Source organism: Ferruginibacter sp. (assembly GCF_031391665.1).
Classification (GTDB): domain Bacteria; phylum Bacteroidota; class Bacteroidia; order Chitinophagales; family Chitinophagaceae; genus Ferruginibacter.
Window position 1 is genome coordinate 1 of sequence record NZ_JANMUN010000275.1, and the last position, 16579, is coordinate 16579.

At 35.6% G+C, this 16579-nt stretch carries 17 protein-coding genes; 10 read left to right on the forward strand and 7 right to left on the reverse strand.

The features are described 5' to 3' along the window. Positions 1-174 precede the first annotated feature (174 nt). From thrS to ACY651_RS21180, 4 genes are all read left to right on the forward strand, one after another. Complete coding sequence (gene thrS / locus ACY651_RS21165) at positions 175-2106, forward strand: threonine--tRNA ligase (protein ID WP_462255513.1); 1932 nt, start codon at positions 175-177, stop codon at positions 2104-2106. A gap of 63 nt (positions 2107-2169) precedes the next feature. Continuing rightward, positions 2170-2832 (forward strand): translation initiation factor IF-3, encoded by a 663-nt coding sequence (gene infC / locus ACY651_RS21170; RefSeq protein ID WP_462255514.1) that lies wholly within the window; start codon positions 2170-2172, stop codon positions 2830-2832. 145 nt (positions 2833-2977) lie between these two features. Continuing rightward, the gene (rluF, locus tag ACY651_RS21175) at positions 2978-3718 is read left to right on the forward strand and encodes a 23S rRNA pseudouridine(2604) synthase RluF (RefSeq protein WP_462255515.1); all 741 of its coding nucleotides are present in this window, start codon (positions 2978-2980) and stop codon (positions 3716-3718) included. Between the two features lie 73 nt (positions 3719-3791). Next, positions 3792-4619 (forward strand): sterol desaturase family protein, encoded by an 828-nt coding sequence (locus tag ACY651_RS21180; protein WP_462255516.1) that lies wholly within the window; start codon positions 3792-3794, stop codon positions 4617-4619. A gap of 3 nt (positions 4620-4622) precedes the next feature. On the opposite strand, the gene ACY651_RS21185 is transcribed toward ACY651_RS21180, so the two are convergent. Next, positions 4623-5084 (reverse strand): N-acetyltransferase family protein, encoded by a 462-nt coding sequence (locus ACY651_RS21185; protein ID WP_462255517.1) that lies wholly within the window; start codon positions 5082-5084, stop codon positions 4623-4625. A gap of 278 nt (positions 5085-5362) precedes the next feature. Here ACY651_RS21185 and ACY651_RS21190 point away from each other — a divergent pair, with 278 nt between their 5' ends. The 3 genes from ACY651_RS21190 to ACY651_RS21200 all read left to right on the forward strand — a co-directional run bounded on the left by ACY651_RS21190 (position 5363) and on the right by ACY651_RS21200 (position 9078). Continuing rightward, positions 5363-6370, forward strand: a complete 1008-nt coding sequence (locus ACY651_RS21190; protein WP_462255518.1) for an acyl-ACP desaturase — start codon at positions 5363-5365, stop codon at positions 6368-6370. 245 nt (positions 6371-6615) lie between these two features. Next, positions 6616-7497 carry a DUF4382 domain-containing protein gene (locus ACY651_RS21195; RefSeq protein ID WP_462255519.1) on the forward strand — a complete coding sequence of 294 codons (882 nt, stop codon included), beginning with the start codon at positions 6616-6618 and terminating at the stop codon, positions 7495-7497. A gap of 141 nt (positions 7498-7638) precedes the next feature. Further along, entirely contained in the window at positions 7639-9078 is a 1440-nt protein-coding gene (locus ACY651_RS21200; RefSeq protein ID WP_462255520.1) for a T9SS type B sorting domain-containing protein, read from the forward strand. 25 nt (positions 9079-9103) lie between these two features. On the opposite strand, the gene ACY651_RS21205 is transcribed toward ACY651_RS21200, so the two are convergent. The 4 genes from ACY651_RS21205 to ACY651_RS21220 form a co-directional block, all read right to left on the reverse strand. Further along, positions 9104-9511 carry a DUF1801 domain-containing protein gene (locus tag ACY651_RS21205; RefSeq protein WP_462255521.1) on the reverse strand — a complete coding sequence of 136 codons (408 nt, stop codon included), beginning with the start codon at positions 9509-9511 and terminating at the stop codon, positions 9104-9106. Positions 9512-9537: 26 nt separating this feature from the next. Next, positions 9538-9762: a 4Fe-4S binding protein gene (locus tag ACY651_RS21210; protein ID WP_462255522.1), complete on the reverse strand. Its 225-nt coding sequence runs from the start codon at positions 9760-9762 to the stop codon at positions 9538-9540. A 2-nt stretch (positions 9763-9764) separates the two neighbouring features. Then, positions 9765-10961, reverse strand: coding sequence for a geranylgeranyl reductase family protein (locus ACY651_RS21215; RefSeq protein ID WP_462255523.1), 1197 nt, complete (start codon positions 10959-10961; stop codon positions 9765-9767). A 325-nt stretch (positions 10962-11286) separates the two neighbouring features. Beyond that, complete coding sequence (locus tag ACY651_RS21220) at positions 11287-11922, reverse strand: hypothetical protein (protein ID WP_462255524.1); 636 nt, start codon at positions 11920-11922, stop codon at positions 11287-11289. A gap of 241 nt (positions 11923-12163) precedes the next feature. Between ACY651_RS21220 and ACY651_RS21225 the strand changes: the two genes are divergently transcribed. Then, the gene (locus tag ACY651_RS21225) at positions 12164-12445 is read left to right on the forward strand and encodes a DUF1456 family protein (RefSeq protein WP_462255525.1); all 282 of its coding nucleotides are present in this window, start codon (positions 12164-12166) and stop codon (positions 12443-12445) included. A 67-nt stretch (positions 12446-12512) separates the two neighbouring features. Here the strand turns inward: ACY651_RS21225 and ACY651_RS21230 are convergent, their stop codons facing one another. After that, positions 12513-12683, reverse strand: coding sequence for a hypothetical protein (locus ACY651_RS21230; RefSeq protein ID WP_462255526.1), 171 nt, complete (start codon positions 12681-12683; stop codon positions 12513-12515). 267 nt (positions 12684-12950) lie between these two features. On the opposite strand from ACY651_RS21230, the gene ACY651_RS21235 reads away from it, so the two are divergent. Further along, entirely contained in the window at positions 12951-13265 is a 315-nt protein-coding gene (locus tag ACY651_RS21235; RefSeq protein WP_462255527.1) for a hypothetical protein, read from the forward strand. Here ACY651_RS21235 and ACY651_RS21240 read toward each other — a convergent pair. Beyond that, complete coding sequence (locus ACY651_RS21240; protein ID WP_462255528.1) at positions 13237-15714, reverse strand: BamA/TamA family outer membrane protein; 2478 nt, start codon at positions 15712-15714, stop codon at positions 13237-13239. The genes ACY651_RS21235 and ACY651_RS21240 overlap by 29 nt on opposite strands. An 18-nt stretch (positions 15715-15732) precedes the next feature. Between ACY651_RS21240 and ACY651_RS21245 the strand changes: the two genes are divergently transcribed. Further along, positions 15733-16476, forward strand: coding sequence for a TrmH family RNA methyltransferase (locus tag ACY651_RS21245; RefSeq protein ID WP_462255529.1), 744 nt, complete (start codon positions 15733-15735; stop codon positions 16474-16476). The last annotated feature ends 103 nt before the right edge of the window (positions 16477-16579 follow it).

A 16579-nucleotide genomic window follows, 5' to 3' on the forward strand; every position in this document is an offset into this window, starting at 1 on the left:
CCCTTCCATTCACCCTGCAAATCCTGGCCAAATACTATTTCGTTTAAAAATAAAAAAACACCCAACAGTAAAATTATTTTCATTATTTACAAAGATATTTTAGATTAATTTTTCCATAGCTAATAGTTCGTTAAATTTGCACCCTGCCGTAAGCTAAGGCAGCATTATAAAGATATGATAAAGATTACATTACCCGATGGGGCAGTAAAGGAATATGAAGCTGGTGCATCAGCTTTGGATGTGGCCAAATCTATAAGCGAAGGATTGGCAAGAAAAGTGTTAGCAGCAAATATTAATGGCGAAGTTTGGGATGCCACAAGACCAATAAATAATGACGCATCTTTAAAATTATTAACCTGGGATGATACCGATGCAAAATCAACTTTCTGGCATTCCTCGGCACACCTTATGGCAGAGGCTGTGGAAACTATGTTTCCCGGTGTAAAATTTTGGGTAGGCCCTGCAATTGAAAAAGGGTTTTATTACGATATGGATTTAGGGGATAAAAAAATTACCGAAGAAGATTTGGCTTTACTGGAAAAAAAGATGAATGAGCTTGCCAAACAAAATAATGGTTTTGCAAGAAAAGAAATTTCTAAAGCCAATGCCATAAAATATTTTGAAGATAAAGGAGATGAATACAAATTAGATTTATTAAGTGGCCTTACCGATGTTGGCATTACATTTTACACACAGGGGCAATTTACCGATTTGTGCCGTGGCCCACACATACCCAATACAGGTTTTATAAAAGCTATAAAATTAACCAGCATTGCTGGTGCATACTGGAAAGGCGATGAAAAAAATAAACAACTTACACGTATTTATGGCATAACATTCCCCAGCCAAAAAGAATTGGACGAATACCTTGCTATGCTGGAAGAAGCTAAGAAAAGAGATCACCGTAAGTTGGGTAAAGAGTTAGGCATTTTTACTTTTGAAGATAATGTAGGTCCGGGCTTACCCTTGTGGATGCCCAACGGCACTATTATTATTGAAGAACTTGAAAAATTGGCAAAGGAAACAGAAAAAGCTGCTGGTTACAAAAGAGTGGTTACACCCAATATTGCAAAAGAGAGTATGTATATTACCAGCGGGCATTTACCTTATTATGCTGATAGTATGTTTCCCCCGATGGAAATGGATGGCGAAAAATACTATTTAAAACCGATGAACTGCCCTCATCATCATAAAATATTTGATGCAGAGCAAAAGAGTTACAAAGACCTGCCTTATCGTATTGCAGAATATGGAACCTGTTACCGTTACGAACAAAGTGGGGAGTTATTTGGCCTTATGAGGGTGCGTTGCCTGCACATGAACGATGCACATATTTATTGCAGTAAAGAACAATTTGCACAGGAGTTTATGGCAGTAAATGAAATGTATATCAAATACTTTAAAATATTTGGTGTAGATAAATATGTAATGCGGCTTAGCCTGCACAGCCCCGAAAAACTGGGGCAAAAATATGTAAATGAACCAGCACTGTGGAAGGAAACCGAGGATATGGTACGAAAGGTTTTAATAGAAACAAATACACCTTTTGTAGAAGTTCAGGACGAAGCAGCATTTTACGGTCCTAAAATTGATGTACAAATTTGGAGTGCTATTGGTAAAGAATTTACTTTAGCTACCAACCAGGTAGATTTTGCCCAGGGCCGAAGCTTTAAGCTAAGTTTTACCAATAAAGATAACCATCCGGAAGTGCCATTAATTATTCACCGGGCACCTTTGGGAACCCATGAAAGATTTATAGGATTTTTGCTGGAACATTTTGCAGGAAAATTCCCAACATGGCTGGCGCCGCTGCAGGTAAAAATATTACCGATAAGCGATAAGTTTATGGATTATGCAAATACAATTTTGCAAAAGCTGAAAAATGCTGATATTCGTGTGGAAATTGATGACAGAAACGAGAAGGTAGGAAAAAAGATAAGGGATACCGAATTGGCAAGAGTGCCTTACATGCTGGTGATTGGAGAAAAAGAAATGAACGAAGGCAAAGCATCAATAAGAAGGCAGGGCATAGGAGATTTAGGTGCAAAAGATATTAATGAATTTATTACAGAAATTTCGAAAGAAATAAAAGAGCGTTCGATGTAAAATAAAATTTAATTTTTATCTTACGTAAGAATAATAAACAACATTGTAAATTAAAAATTGTAAATGGCATTTCCACCACGGCCGCCCCGGGGAGCGTTTAATCCCCGTTTTAAAAAAGAACAGCAGCAGGAGCATCGTACCAACCACATGATAAAAGTACCCGAAGTACGGTTGGTTGGCGAAAATATTGAACCGGGCATTTATGCAACTGCCGAAGCCGCAAAAATTGCAAAAGAACAGGAACTTGATTTAGTAGAAATTTCTCCGGGAGCCAATCCGCCTGTATGTAAAATTATTGACTACAATAAATTTTTGTACGAAGAGAAAAAGAAGAAGAAAGAACAAAAAGCAAAAAGCAAAACCAGTGAGGTTAAAGAAATACGTTTTACGCCAAACACAGATGATCATGATTTTGAGTTTAAAGTAAAGCATGCCGAAAAGTTTTTGCAGGATGGAGATAAAGTAAAAGCACACGTACAGTTTAAAGGACGTGCTATTATGTTTAAAGAGCGTGGCGAATTATTATTATTAAAATTTGCTGATAGTTTAAAAGATGTAGGTGCTTTAGAAGGCTTACCAAAAATGGAAGGAAAAAGAATGCTGGTAATGTTTGCACCAAAAGCAGCGCAAAAGAAAAAATCAGGATCAGAACTGGGTAAATTACATAAAGAAGAAAAGCCTGCACCCGTGGTAACTGAAACACCCGCTGCGGAAAGTGCCAGTTAAAAAAGTAAAGGATAATATTTAATTCTTATGCTGATAAAATAGTTTAATACGGGAAGCATATGCTTCCCTTTTTTATTGATTGACACAGCGGCACGGAATCACAGAAGAAAAAATAGTTCAAGATTTACACATCTGAAATCGAAAAATGGATATCAGCTTAAATAAATACATTAGCGAAACAGGTTTTTGCAGCCGCAGGGAAGCTGATAAATATATTGAGCAATGCCGTGTAACCATTAATGGAATAGAAGCCACAAAAGGAAACAGGGTAGGAGAAAAGGATGTGGTACTGGTAGATGGTGAGCCTATTAAAAAAAAGAAAAACGTTGCGGTTTATATTTTACTGAACAAACCTAAAGGCATTACATGCACTACTGATTTAAAAGATAAAACCAATATTATTGATTTTATAAATTTTAAAAGCCGCATTTTTCCAATTGGCAGATTAGATAAAAGAAGTGAAGGCTTAATTTTTTTAACCAACGACGGCGATATTGTAAATAAAATTTTACGTGCAGGTAACAAACACGAAAAAGAATATATTGTTGCAGTTGATAAACCCATCAATATAGATTTTATAAACAAAATGCGAAACGGTGTACGCCTTGGCGGTACAGTAACACAAAAATGTTTTGTAAAACAGGAAGGCGACAGCAGGTTTAAAATTATATTAACACAGGGGTTGAACAGGCAAATACGCCGCATGTGTGAAGTGCTGGGGTATAATGTGGTATCATTAAAACGAATAAGAATAATGAATATCACTATTGCTGGTTTACAACCCGGCAAGTGGCGATATTTTACACCAGAAGAAATTACTGTTATCAATAGCATGGTTGCAAACAGCAGTAAAACTGCTGAGGGAAGTGAAGGAATGGATGAATAAAATTTATCATAAATTTTTGCAGTGCTTTATTACTTGCCTTAAAAAATCGTAACTTTTCAATAATAATTTTACAATGTTCGATAAAATCATTGCTTACTTTTCTACACTGGAGCAGAGGCCGGTTGAACGGATGGCTTTTATTATTGGCTCCATGCTCATACTCTGGATTATTGAAGGTGCCATACCATTGCTTGCATTAAAATACAAAAAAACAAAATGGAAACATGCCTCTGTTAATCTTACATTCACAGTAATTCATCTTATCATCCACACAGGTTTTGGTTTTTTAATTGTTAAGTTATCAGATTGGGCTTCGGCAAATCAGTTTGGATTAGTTTACTGGTTAAATGCTTCTGTTATTGGAACAATAATTATTTCGGCACTGGCATTAGATTTATTTGGTGGATGGCTGAGCCACATGATTGAGCATAAAGTGCCCTTATTCTGGCGTATGCACATTATTCATCACGCCGATAATAATGTTGATGTTACTTCGGGCCTTCGTCATCATCCATTGGAAAGTGTATGGAGAGGATTATTTTTTTTAATTGCAATAATAATTTGCGGTGCACCCATTTATGCAGTGATGATTTATCAAACCATACTCACCATATTTGTTGCTTTTACACATGCCAATATTTCTTTGCCACTTTGGTTGGATAAAGGATTGAGTTATGTGCTCGTTTCTCCCAACATGCACAAGGTGCATCACCACTGGAAACAACCTTATACTGATAGTAATTATGGTGCAGTATTTTCTATCTGGGATCGTTTATTCAGAACTTATTCGGAATTAGATAAATCAAAACTTCGGTACGGATTGGATAGGTATTACAGTAACGATAAAGATGAAGACCTTGCCAGTCTTATGAAAAAACCATTTATTAAACTGGAAGAATAAGTATTATATTTTCTTCCGCATTGCAATCATGTGTTTTATAAATCCTACTTTTTCATAAGCCTTTATTGCGTCTTCATTACTCTGGTACACATCCAGTCTTAATTCAGTGATGTTTTGCAAATTGCACCATTCCACAAGAGCATCTATAATTTTTTTGTTTACGCCTTTACCTCTATGATTAGGGTCTACATACATAAAACCTAAATACGCATGTTGCTGATGCTGCAAATATGGTTTTGCATCTTCAATACGGGCATAACCGCTGCCAATAATTTCTCCATCCAGTTCTGCAACAACAATTTCAACATCTGCAGCGGCAATCATTTTTTCAATATCGTAATAATTAATTTTTCCCTTTTTCAGGGTGGGGTCAAAAGGCCTTTCCGCAGCAATTACACCCTGCTCAAACTCCAGAAGCCTCTCTAAATCCGTCATTACTGCTTTTCTAATAATTATTTGCTTCATTGCTTTATCTAATTTAAAAGATTATCAAATTTAAAATATTTTTTTTCTGAAAACCAATCTAATAAGGGATCATCAATTTTTGGCATAATGACTACTATATCAACCTTAAATTGCAAAACATTGATCAATTATAAAATAGTATCACCAATAAACTGCATTTATAAGTATAAAAAAATTTATGACAGGCACAGATGTTGTATGATAATTAATACAAGCTAAAACTTGTTAACATCACTTACCTTTACACCAGAATATTCAAAATAGTTTAATAAATTATAATGCATTTAGAAGATAATAGTGAAGTAGCAAAGAACATGGAAGTGATAGGAATGTTACAGGGTTTTGTAGCCGAAACTGTTGAAACTTCACTTTTAGACCCGGATGATTGCTGGCAACCAACCGATTTTTTACCAGATTTTACTAAGGATGGTGTTTTTGAAGAAGTAAAAAAATTAAGAGAACGTACTGCATGTATCCCAGACAGTGTTATTACTTCACTCGTTGGGAACATGATTACAGAGGAGGCACTACCCAGTTATCAAACTTATTTCAATCTTATTGTAAACGAAGAAAAAGATTTAACCAGTACCAATGGCTGGGTAAGATGGAGCAGGGCATGGACGGCTGAAGAAAACAGGCACGGCGATTTGCTTAATAAATATCTTTATTTATCCGGCAGATGCGATATGAAAGAAGTGGAACAAACTATTCACCGGTTAATTTACAATGGCTTTAACGCCAACACCAATAACGACCCTTACCAGGCGATGGTGTACACTTCTTTTCAGGAAAGAGCTACAAAAATATCGCATGTAAATACTGGTAAATTGGCCGATAAAGCGGGCGACAGTACTTTATCCAGAATTTGTAAAACCATTGCAGGCGATGAGGCCAGGCATGAAAAAGCTTACAAATCATTCATGTCGAAAATATTTGAAATAGACCCTAATGGTGGCTTGAAGGCTTTTGAACAAATGATGCGTAAACAAATTGCAATGCCTGCTATTTTAATGGCCGATGGTGCAAAAAATACCAATCTCTTTACAGATTTTTCTGCCATTACACAAAAAATAGGCGTGTACACCACCTGGGATTATGCAAGCATTATAGAACACCTTGTTTCCCTCTGGAAAATTGAAACCCTTACAGGATTAAAAGATGGTGCATCTAAAGCCCAGGATTATTTATGTAACCTTGCCACCAGGTACAAAAAAATTGCAGAAAGAATGAAAGTACCGGAGGATATAAGCCTCTCCTGGTTAAGTAATAAAAAATTGGCTTTTTAAATAACAACTGTTTAACTTCTTATATAATTTTTTAATAAGCCACTCTGGTGGCTTATTTTTTTATACTCTTTTCAATACAACTTCAAGGCAACACCGTTAGTATTACACCTAACCGTAGTTGTTTTGCACATTTTAAAATATTGGCATTTTTTTTGTCTGTTTCAAAATAAAATAAATCTCCTCCACTATATAAAATTCTACCTGATTCGTTTTATTATTTATTAAAAACTTAAAAAAGAAAACTTATGAAATCAATTTCAAGAACCTCCTTGATTGCAAGTATGTTTTTACTTACACTCAGCCTGTTTTTTTATGCCTGCCAAAAAGAAACTTCTGGAGACAGTAATACAACTATTCCACCGGGTAATTCAAAGCTTTCGGTTTACCTTACCGATGGTCCACTTGATTTTCAAAAAGTATTGATAGATATTCAGCGTATAGAAGTAAAGCTGGATACCTGCCGCCGTAATAGCGATGATGACCATGACCAGCCCGGCTGCGATGATGATAATGACAGGCGTAACAGCAATTGCGAAATATGGGATACATTAGATATAAGGGCAGGAGTGTATGATTTACTTAAACTAAGAAATGGTTTAGATACATTGCTTGCCAGTGGGTTTATATTAAACGGAAAAATTCAAAGAATTAAATTTACACTGGGTACCAATAACAGTGTTCAGGTGGATAGCATTACACATCCTTTAAAACTTGTAAACAATCAGAATTTTATTTATGTTAATATTAAGAAAGAACATCTTGATTCTTTATCATCAAATAATTTCAATTTGTATTTAGACTTTGATTTGTCACGTTCAATAAGAATTATTAATGGCACTTATTGGTTGAAGCCAGTGCTAAAACCTTTTGGTAAACACAGCAGTGGCGAGATAGAAGGTAAAGTACGGCCCGTACATTCATTTGGAATGATTAAAGCATTTAATGCCACTGATACTGCATTTGCAAGGCCGGAGAATGAAGGAGAATTTAAAATAAGGGGATTGAGAAGTGGAACTTACAGTTTGTTTATTGATGGTATTAATGGCTACAGAGATACCACTATTACAAATATTTCTGTAACAAGAAATAAGGAAACCGATTTAGGTACCATTCGCTTAACGAAATAATAAAAACAGTATTTTAAAAAGCTGCCTTAATAAAACAGGGCAGCTTTTTTATTTTATCAAATTTGAAGGATGCCTGTAAATCATACATTTTTCTATCAAAAAAAAGAAATAATTTAGCATACGATATTTAAATTACCAAAGATGCCTTTTCTTTTACGGTTGCTATTTTTTATTGTTGCTTTTGGCACTTCACTTACGTTAAAGGCACAAATATGCAATGGAAGTTTAGGCGATGCTGTTGTAAATATTACTTTTGGATCTGGCAGTGGCAGCAATACAGGTTATGTACCCACTAACGCTTATAACTACACCAGTTCTTCCTGCCCCAATGATGGTTTTTACACTATTACAAACCGTACCTCGGGCTGTTTCGGAAATTCATGGATAACAGTAAACAACGATCATACCGGAAATGGTGCATTTTTATTGGTTAATGCCTCATTTTTACCAGGCGATTTTTTAGTAACCACTGTAACCGATCTTTGTCCCAATACAACTTATGAATTTGCTGCATGGCTGATGAATGTGCTTGCCCGTAGCGGCATTAAACCCAATATAACTTTTAGTATAGAAACACCCGGCGGCACAGTGCTGCAGCAGTTTTCAACCGGCGATATTCCGGAATCTTTTTCTGCTGTATGGAAACAATATGGTTTCTTTTTTACCACGCCTGTTAATAATCCTGTTATCGTTTTACGCATGACCAATAATGCACCCGGTGGTATTGGAAATGATATTGCCCTTGATGATATCACTTTTCGTCCATGCGGCCCGGCTATAATCACTTCATCCATACAAGGCAATAGCGATACGGTGGATATTTGTGAAGGCAATACAAGCACTTACACATTTAATGCAACAATATCATCAGGTTATGTTTCGCCGGTGTACCAATGGCAGGTAAGTACAGATTCGGGTAAAGTTTGGAAAGATATTGCAGGTGCAAATACAATAACTTATCAGCGTAATTCAACTGCCGCAGGATTTTATTGGTACCGGCTTACAGTAATTGAGCAAAGTGTTGTAAATGTTGTTGCATGCCGTATTGCATCAAATGATGTTGCCATAAATGTACATGCAAAACCATTTGTAAATGCAGGCCCCGACAGAATAATGATCGCTGGTAATACAATTATTATTGATGGAAAAGTTACAGGGGAAAATCCGGTTTATTACTGGGATCCGCCGGATTATTTAAACGATTTCAAAATAGAAACCCCGGCAGCATCACCTGTTAATGATATTGTTTATACACTTTATGCGGCAAGTCCTTTTGGTTGCAGCAACCAGGACCCAGCATCCATAAAAGTAGTAAAAGGTATTTTTGTGCCTACTGCATTTACACCCAACAACGATGGAAAAAACGACAGGTGGCGAATACCTTTTCTTGATCCATTGTTTGGCGCTACAGTAAATGTTTATAACCGTTTTGGACAGCTTGTATATCATACCGAAGCAACAACTGTTAATTGGGATGGAAATTTAAACGGAGTTCCTCAGCCAACCGGAACTTATGTTTACACCATTAGTTACAAAGAAGGGCATAAGCTTGTTAAGGGTACTTTTATTCTTATACGGTAAATATATTTTTAAGTAAAAATATTATTTACTTTTTTTTGTTGAATTGATTATCTACTGTAACTGCTTCTCTTAATAATTTTACAATAGCTTTTTCATTTATTTCCTCCACATTATAAAAAATTTTATAAAATATTTGTTTGTTGGTACCATGGGTAAGATAGTTATTGGCATCTTTAAGTTTGTTACCATACCAAAAGCCTAACAGCACACCTTTTTTTATGCCGCCTCTTGGAATTGCTGATGGCCAAATAATACAAATGCCTTTATTGCCATAGAAATAAGGAACGTTGAATGAGATTTTTTCTTTACAGTTTGCAGGTAAATTCTCTGTAATTATTTGCCTTAGTACATCCACAATTATTTTTTCCGCCTCCGGCAGTAATTCGTATAAATGAAGAATGGATTTTATTTTTACAGAAGAATTGCTTTTCATTTATTAATGCCTGGCGGCAGAATAATTTATTTTGTGATTGAATTAAAAACTGACACAAGTTGATGTGTGATAGTATTTACCGGGCAAACCGCTTCGCAAAACATACAGGCAATATCGCAGGGAGTATTTACTGCAATAGTATCAAAATTACTTATAAAACCTGCCGGTTGCGGACACACCGCTACACAGGCACCACATTTAATGCATGCATTCCACCCAATTTCAAAAACCACCGCTTCTTTTGTACCCATAATTATATTTTTTTGTATTCCGAATCCGGGCTAAAATAATTCGACATGGTTTTATATAATTGTTCATCTCTTTCCAAAATATCTGCGGTATCAAAAATTTTTCTTTTTACCCTGTATAATTTCCACATGCTGTTACCGCCTGCTTTTAGCCAGTTATCGTGATAACCTTTAAGATTATTTTTATCAGTGGGTTTACCGCTTAGTATTAATGCTGCTAAAAATTCTCCTGCAATTTTTCCGCTGTTTAATGCAGTATGTATTCCTCCACCGGTTATGGAGTTTACATGCCTTGCTGCATCACCCACTAAAATTAAATTATCGGCATATTGCGTTTTTAATGGTGCTGCTAGCGGCACACCGCCACCCTGTATTTCTAATATCCTGCTATTTTTAAACCGCTCTTTAAAAAAAGAATTTTTTATAAAATGGTCTAAGTATCCCTGTGCATTATCGGTACACATTGTTCTGGTAACACCCAATCCAATTTCTGCATAGCCATGGCCTTTAGGAAAAACCCAGGCATAGCCACCCGGTGCCCATTGGTGACCTGTAATTATTTCCAGCAAACCCTCAGTTGCCACACCATCTACTACAAATTGCAAACAGCTGGCGAGTTCACTTAATTTAATGTGAGTTTTTATGCCTGCCCATTTACCCACCTGCGATTGCACCCCATCTGCACCAACCACTACTTTTGCTTTAACCGTAATGGCCTCATTAAATTTATTAAGATCAATTTCACAACTGCCGTTATCTAATACACGATAACCAATGGCTTCTGTTTTTAACCATATCGTTACACCGGCACGTTCAGCCTGTGTTGCAAGGTAGCGGTCAAAGCGCCGCCTGTCCACCACATAACCCAACGGTTTGTTACCTTCATTGCTGCCGTATTCATCCGGTTTTATTTGCCGGTAATCAACTACTTTTTTTTCGCCTTTAGTATTATAAATGGCAAAGCCATAAATATCTTCTAAAATAAATTCAGCAGAGGGAGATACACCGGTTTGTTCTAAAGCATTATAGCTGACAGCACCTGAGCATTGAATAGGAGCACCGAGCTCCTGTTTTTTATCTACCAATAAAACACGTAAGCCATTTGCTGCGGCAAAACGTGCTGTTGTGGCACCGCCTGGGCCAGAACCAATAACTACAATATCAAATTCGGGCATTGTATCAGATGAAGAACTGTTGGGCATATTTACTGGTTCGTACAATTTTGTGTATAATATTTACTACTTACGAAATAATCCGAAATCAGATTTTTTATTGCTGTTTTAAAAACAAGCATCTGCTTAAGGCAATCTCTTTATTTGTTTAAAGGTAACCATTGTTCAAATACATACGATTTGGTGTTTAATGAATTAGTATCAATTATAAGGCCATTTACAGGTGTAGAATTAATTACCCTGTATAAAATTATATTTAGATGTAAATACTATTTTTAAATACACTTTATTCAGAAAGGTATTAGTAAATAAAAAAAGCCGGCACAAAGGCCGGCAATACCATTTACAGTTGTATTTACTTGCTCATTTCAAAACGCAACCTGTATTTACCGCCATCACCTGCAAGTTCAATATTTTTTACAATTGTCTTGGTGTTTACAGCCTGTAAATCGGCGGCAGAATATGGTATTTCCGCCACGCCAATTAAATCATCACTGCTTGGAATGCCCGTAACTGTTACACCGGTTAAAATATCTTTGGCATCTTTTTTTAATTTAGATACCATACTTGCACGGCTCATACCGGCATTGGCATAAGAAGTTATCGCTGCAAATAATTGTGCATGCAAACCGGCACGTATGCCGCCTGCCTGTGCATCATCATTTTCCATTAAGGCTGCAATAAAAATGGCTTCGTCCGGCGAATTAAGATCGTGTGGCTTACCATCCAATCCCCAAAAATTTTTAGAGGGATGATTAAGAAATTTACCCAATGGCCCGGAAATATTTACGGCAGTGGATACCAGTTCACCTTTGTCCACATTTTCCCATGGGCCGTACATAGTGGTAGATGCTGCAGGGATTGTTACAAGCCCCGCTACTTTTTTTAATTGCGATGCAAAAACAAGTACATAAGGTTCTTCGGATGCACTTGGTTCGTTTGTTTCTTCCAGGCAACGCATTTTTGTTAATGCAAATTTTACTTTTGGCATAATTGAAAAGTTTAAATAGTTAAAGAATAAAGTTCACTGCATAGTTCTTAAATTATAAGGAACAGTAGAGTAAATAATTATCCAGCGGTTAAATTGGTTTATAAAATGGTTACCTTAAAAGAAGAATTGAAAAAGAAAAATAAAATTCACTATCCGGTTATTTTAATTTTAGCACCGGCAAAAGGTGGAGAAGTTCAATTGTTCTATATTTAGCAAATCAATTAATTAAAAAACAAATGCCATGTTAAGCAACAACGATATTTTAAAAAAACTAAGGGTGGCCCTTGCATTACGCAATGATGATATTATTGAAATTTTAGCACTCGTTGATTTTGAAATTACAAAAGGTGCATTAGGTGATCTTTTCAGAAACTCCGATCATCCCGGGTACGAAGAGGCAGGCGACCAGATACTGCGTAATTTTTTAAACGGGCTTATTATTTATAAACGGGGCAAATTACCTGACCCCAAAACAAATATTAAGGATAGGGGAGCAGCAGGAAAAGGAAAAATAAATAACTAAGTATTTGGATCACTGCAAGTTTTATCTTTTAGTTTTTAAACCAACAAAATATCTTTTGCCGAAAAATTTATTTTGTGCTGGCTTCGCCGTCAATATCGCCTTCCTCTTCTTTTGATTTATGATAATCGTTGTTCTGCTGATTTTCAAATTCCTTTTCATCCTTCCTGTTTTTTGTAACCAAAAAAACAATTAGGGCAATAAGTATAATTGCTACAATAATAATTACGGTCCAGTTCATAAGTATAAAGTTTTTATAAAGGTAAACAAATTTATAGCCGCCTCAATGTTACCAATTTAACTGCGGTTTTTTTAAACTATCGTATCATTTAAGGTGGCGGCGGGGGCAACTTCTAAAACTTCGCCTATTGGGCATTTTAATCAGTCCTGTATTTCATATTTAAGTTTTAGCAATTCATCCATTCAATAGTGCAATTGGCACCTGTAAGCATTGCCGGGCCTCTAAATCCGTATCATCTTTGCACTGTAAAACAAAAAAAATAAAAAAATGAAACGAATTAAATTAATTGCACAAATAGTGCTTTGTACTGCTGCACTGCTTGCTTATATAATTGCAGAACTTAACCGTGGTGTCCAGTCAGCAGATGCGTCTGCTGCTACCATGGCAACAGTAAGTGATAAAGTAAAGACAAAAAATATTTCTGCAAATGAAACAACAGATTACAAACTGGTGTTAATACAAATCGGTAACACTTATTCACCAATTGAAAATTTATTGCCTGTTTGTAAATACCAATTAATACAATTCAAAACCCAATCAGGGGACCGTTGTTTTAAAACGGATAATTTATTCCAACAGTAAAATTAAAATTTTCGTAGCGCCATCTTCTGTACTCTTCATTGTTAACGCCATTTACTACTCTTCCTTTGGAAAAAATTTTCGGCAGCACATCGTTAAAACTTAGTGGTGGTACTTTCCAGCCGTTATTAATATCACTTAATTCGGGCCTTTTAAATCTAAAGCCAAAATCAAGTCTTATTACAAAATAATTAAAATCAAGCCTGAAACCTGTGCCGGCATTTATGCCTAATTCTTTCCAGAAATTTTTTGCTTTAAATTGGGCACTGTCTAAACTTCCATTTGTTTTTGAATTACGGATATTCCAAACGTTGCCGATATCAATAAAAAAAGCCTGCTTAAGTATTAAAGTGTTGGGTACTATTTGTGCAATATCAAAACGGTATTCTACATTAGTTTCAAATTGTAAATCTCCTGTACGGTCGTTAAACCTGTTTGCGCCATAAGGTGCTAATGGTTGAGACCCACGGCCAATACCACGTATAGGCCAGCCTCTCATACTGTTACTTCCACCGCCAAAATATTGTTTAAAAAATGGAAGTGTGGTATCTTTTTTAGAAGCAAAACCCACGCCTGCGAATGTGCGAAATACAAAAGCAGATTTAGCCCTGGTTGTTGAAAAAGAATATTCAATATCAGATTTTAAATACTGCCGTAGATAAGTATTTAAAATATTAAGTTTCCTGAGAGGAACCGGTAAGGGAAGCAGAGGGAATCCAGATTCTTCAACATTAATTTTAAAAGTACGCAGCCGGTTAGTATGCCTGGGATTAATACGCCTGCTTGAATAGCCAACACTTGCACCTGCAACTAATGCGGTATTAAACGAGTACCTTAAAAAAGGGTTATTTGTAAGGATGGCATCAAATTCCGGACTTTGATTAAACAACCTTGTAAATTCAATATTTAATGGTTTTACCACCCACTGGGCATTTCTTCGGTTTTTAAAACTGTAACCAATTGCTAAATTGGTAGATTGTAAATTAAATAAACTAATACGGTTAACATAAGAGCCGGTAATGTTGTAAAATGTTTCTGGTGCTACAATATGTTTGCAGTTTGTAACCCATTTTGGTAATAATATAAAACGTGGAATAATACCTGTATTTGATAAACTTAAATCGTTTGAGTTGATAATATTGCTTGTGTTGGTTTTAAAGGATTTAAGATTTAACTCCACACCTGCACTTAAAGAAGTAATCATTTTAATACCTTCTTTTCTTACATTACGGTTGGTTAAAGAAACATTACCCGAAAGGCCTAAAAGATTTCCGGAATTGGCAGCAGTAACATTATTGGTATTGCTGGTTGCCGAAAAATTTGTTTCAATACCAGCCTCACGGCTAAATTGTTTTGCTGGTATCAGTTGCACAATAAGATTAATTTTTTTAATGCTGTCATTGTCTTTTACTTCAACAACTTCTATATTGGCACTTTGCCAAACACCTGCCCTGGAATAATTGTTCAATGTTTTGTAAAATGTTAATTGATTATACAGTTCACCTTTTTTTAAAAGCATCATCCTGCTTAAATAAATAGAGCGGAATTTTCTGGTATGATAACGTATAATGTACAAACTATTTGTAACCCTTTCCGTTAGTGTTGGGTCGGTAAGTGAATCACCTGGTTTATAATCGGGCAGAATGTAAATATTATTGATGTAATATTTTTTAAGTTTATTACTGTCAGCAGGAGGGTTTAAAACTACTGCTAATTTTATTTTTGGCGAATCCTTTTTTTGCTGGGCCTCAGCAAACAAACGTAATTGTTCAAATGGGTCATCACTAACACTGGTTAATGCTTCTAGCGAAGTATCGCCTCTCATTTTTAATTCTTCGGGAGTAATTTTATAATAGCCGTTATTTTTATATAACTCAACTAATCTGGTTATTTCGCCTAACACAGCAGCTTTGGTTACCGGTTTTTCTTCTTCCAATAAACTGCCTTTCATGTTTTCGTTAGCTAATTGCTGCAGGTCGGGTTTTTTAAGATAATAATTTATAGTATCAATAAGTGTGGGTTTACCCGGTTCAACAGTATATTTTACATTAACTCTTAGCTGGTTGTTCTTTTTAGTTGTATCAGCTTTGTAAAAAGCTTTTGCTCTGTAATAACCCAGATGAAACATAGAAGACTGCATATTTTTTGCAGACTTTGCAGCAGATGCGGTATCAAATGCTGCAGGCTTATTATAAACATGGCGGATAAAATAATGGTCCACCACATTTATTTTAGAGCTGTCATCCAATTGTGCATTTAAACGTGATTTTAATGTAATCAGTTCGTCCCTGTTAAAATTTCCTCCCTTAACTTCGAATGAATTACTTGTAACAAAAGGTTTGTCTTTTTGATATTTTTTAGGCACAATACAGGAAGACAGCACCAGTGAAAGAAAAAAAATATTCTTTAATTGCTTAAAAAGCCTTGATTTTGGAAAGGTGCTTAGAGGCATAAATTTTATTAGTCTGTAATGTTTAACAAAACACATACCAAATATATTCAAAGTTTGCACCATAAAAAATTCAGGGACGAAAATGGTGTTTTTATTGCCGAAGGTACAAAAGTAGTTTTGGAATTATTAGACAGCAGGGAATTTGTGTGCCTGCAACTGTTTGCAGTAAATGATTGGTTGAATAATAACGAAAATGCATTAAAAAAATATTCCGGCATTGAAGTTTTGGAGATTAAGGATTTTGAGCTTTTAAAAATATCGATGCTTACTACACCCAAAAATGTACTGGCAGTTTTTAAAAAGAAAACAGCATCAACTATAAAAAGTATTAAGAAAAAAATAACGCTTTTGTTAGATACCATTCAGGATCCGGGCAATTTAGGTACTATCATCCGTACCGCCGATTGGTTTGGAATAGAAAATATAGTTTGTTCGCCTGCCTGCGCCGATATGTATAACCCCAAAGTAGTGCAAAGCACCATGGGCAGTTTAGCAAGAGTAAATATTTTTTATACTGATTTGGAGGAATGGCTGCAAAAAAATAATACTGTAAAAAGATATGCTGCTGCATTAAATGGTAAAAATATAAACAGCTTAAAAGAAATTGATGAAGCCATAATAGTAATTGGCAACGAAGGAAAAGGAATAAGTGATGACGTAATGAAATTAGTAGATGAGAAAATTACCATACCAAAAAAGGGAGAAGCAGAATCGCTGAATGCGGCTGTTGCAACGGGGATTATTTTGGCAGTGATTAGTTGATTAGTTTATTGGTTAACTGGTTGAATAGTGCGGCGCATTATTTATTTTTTTATTTTATTTGACAAATGCTGCCACAATTTTTAAATACCAATAAACTAATAAA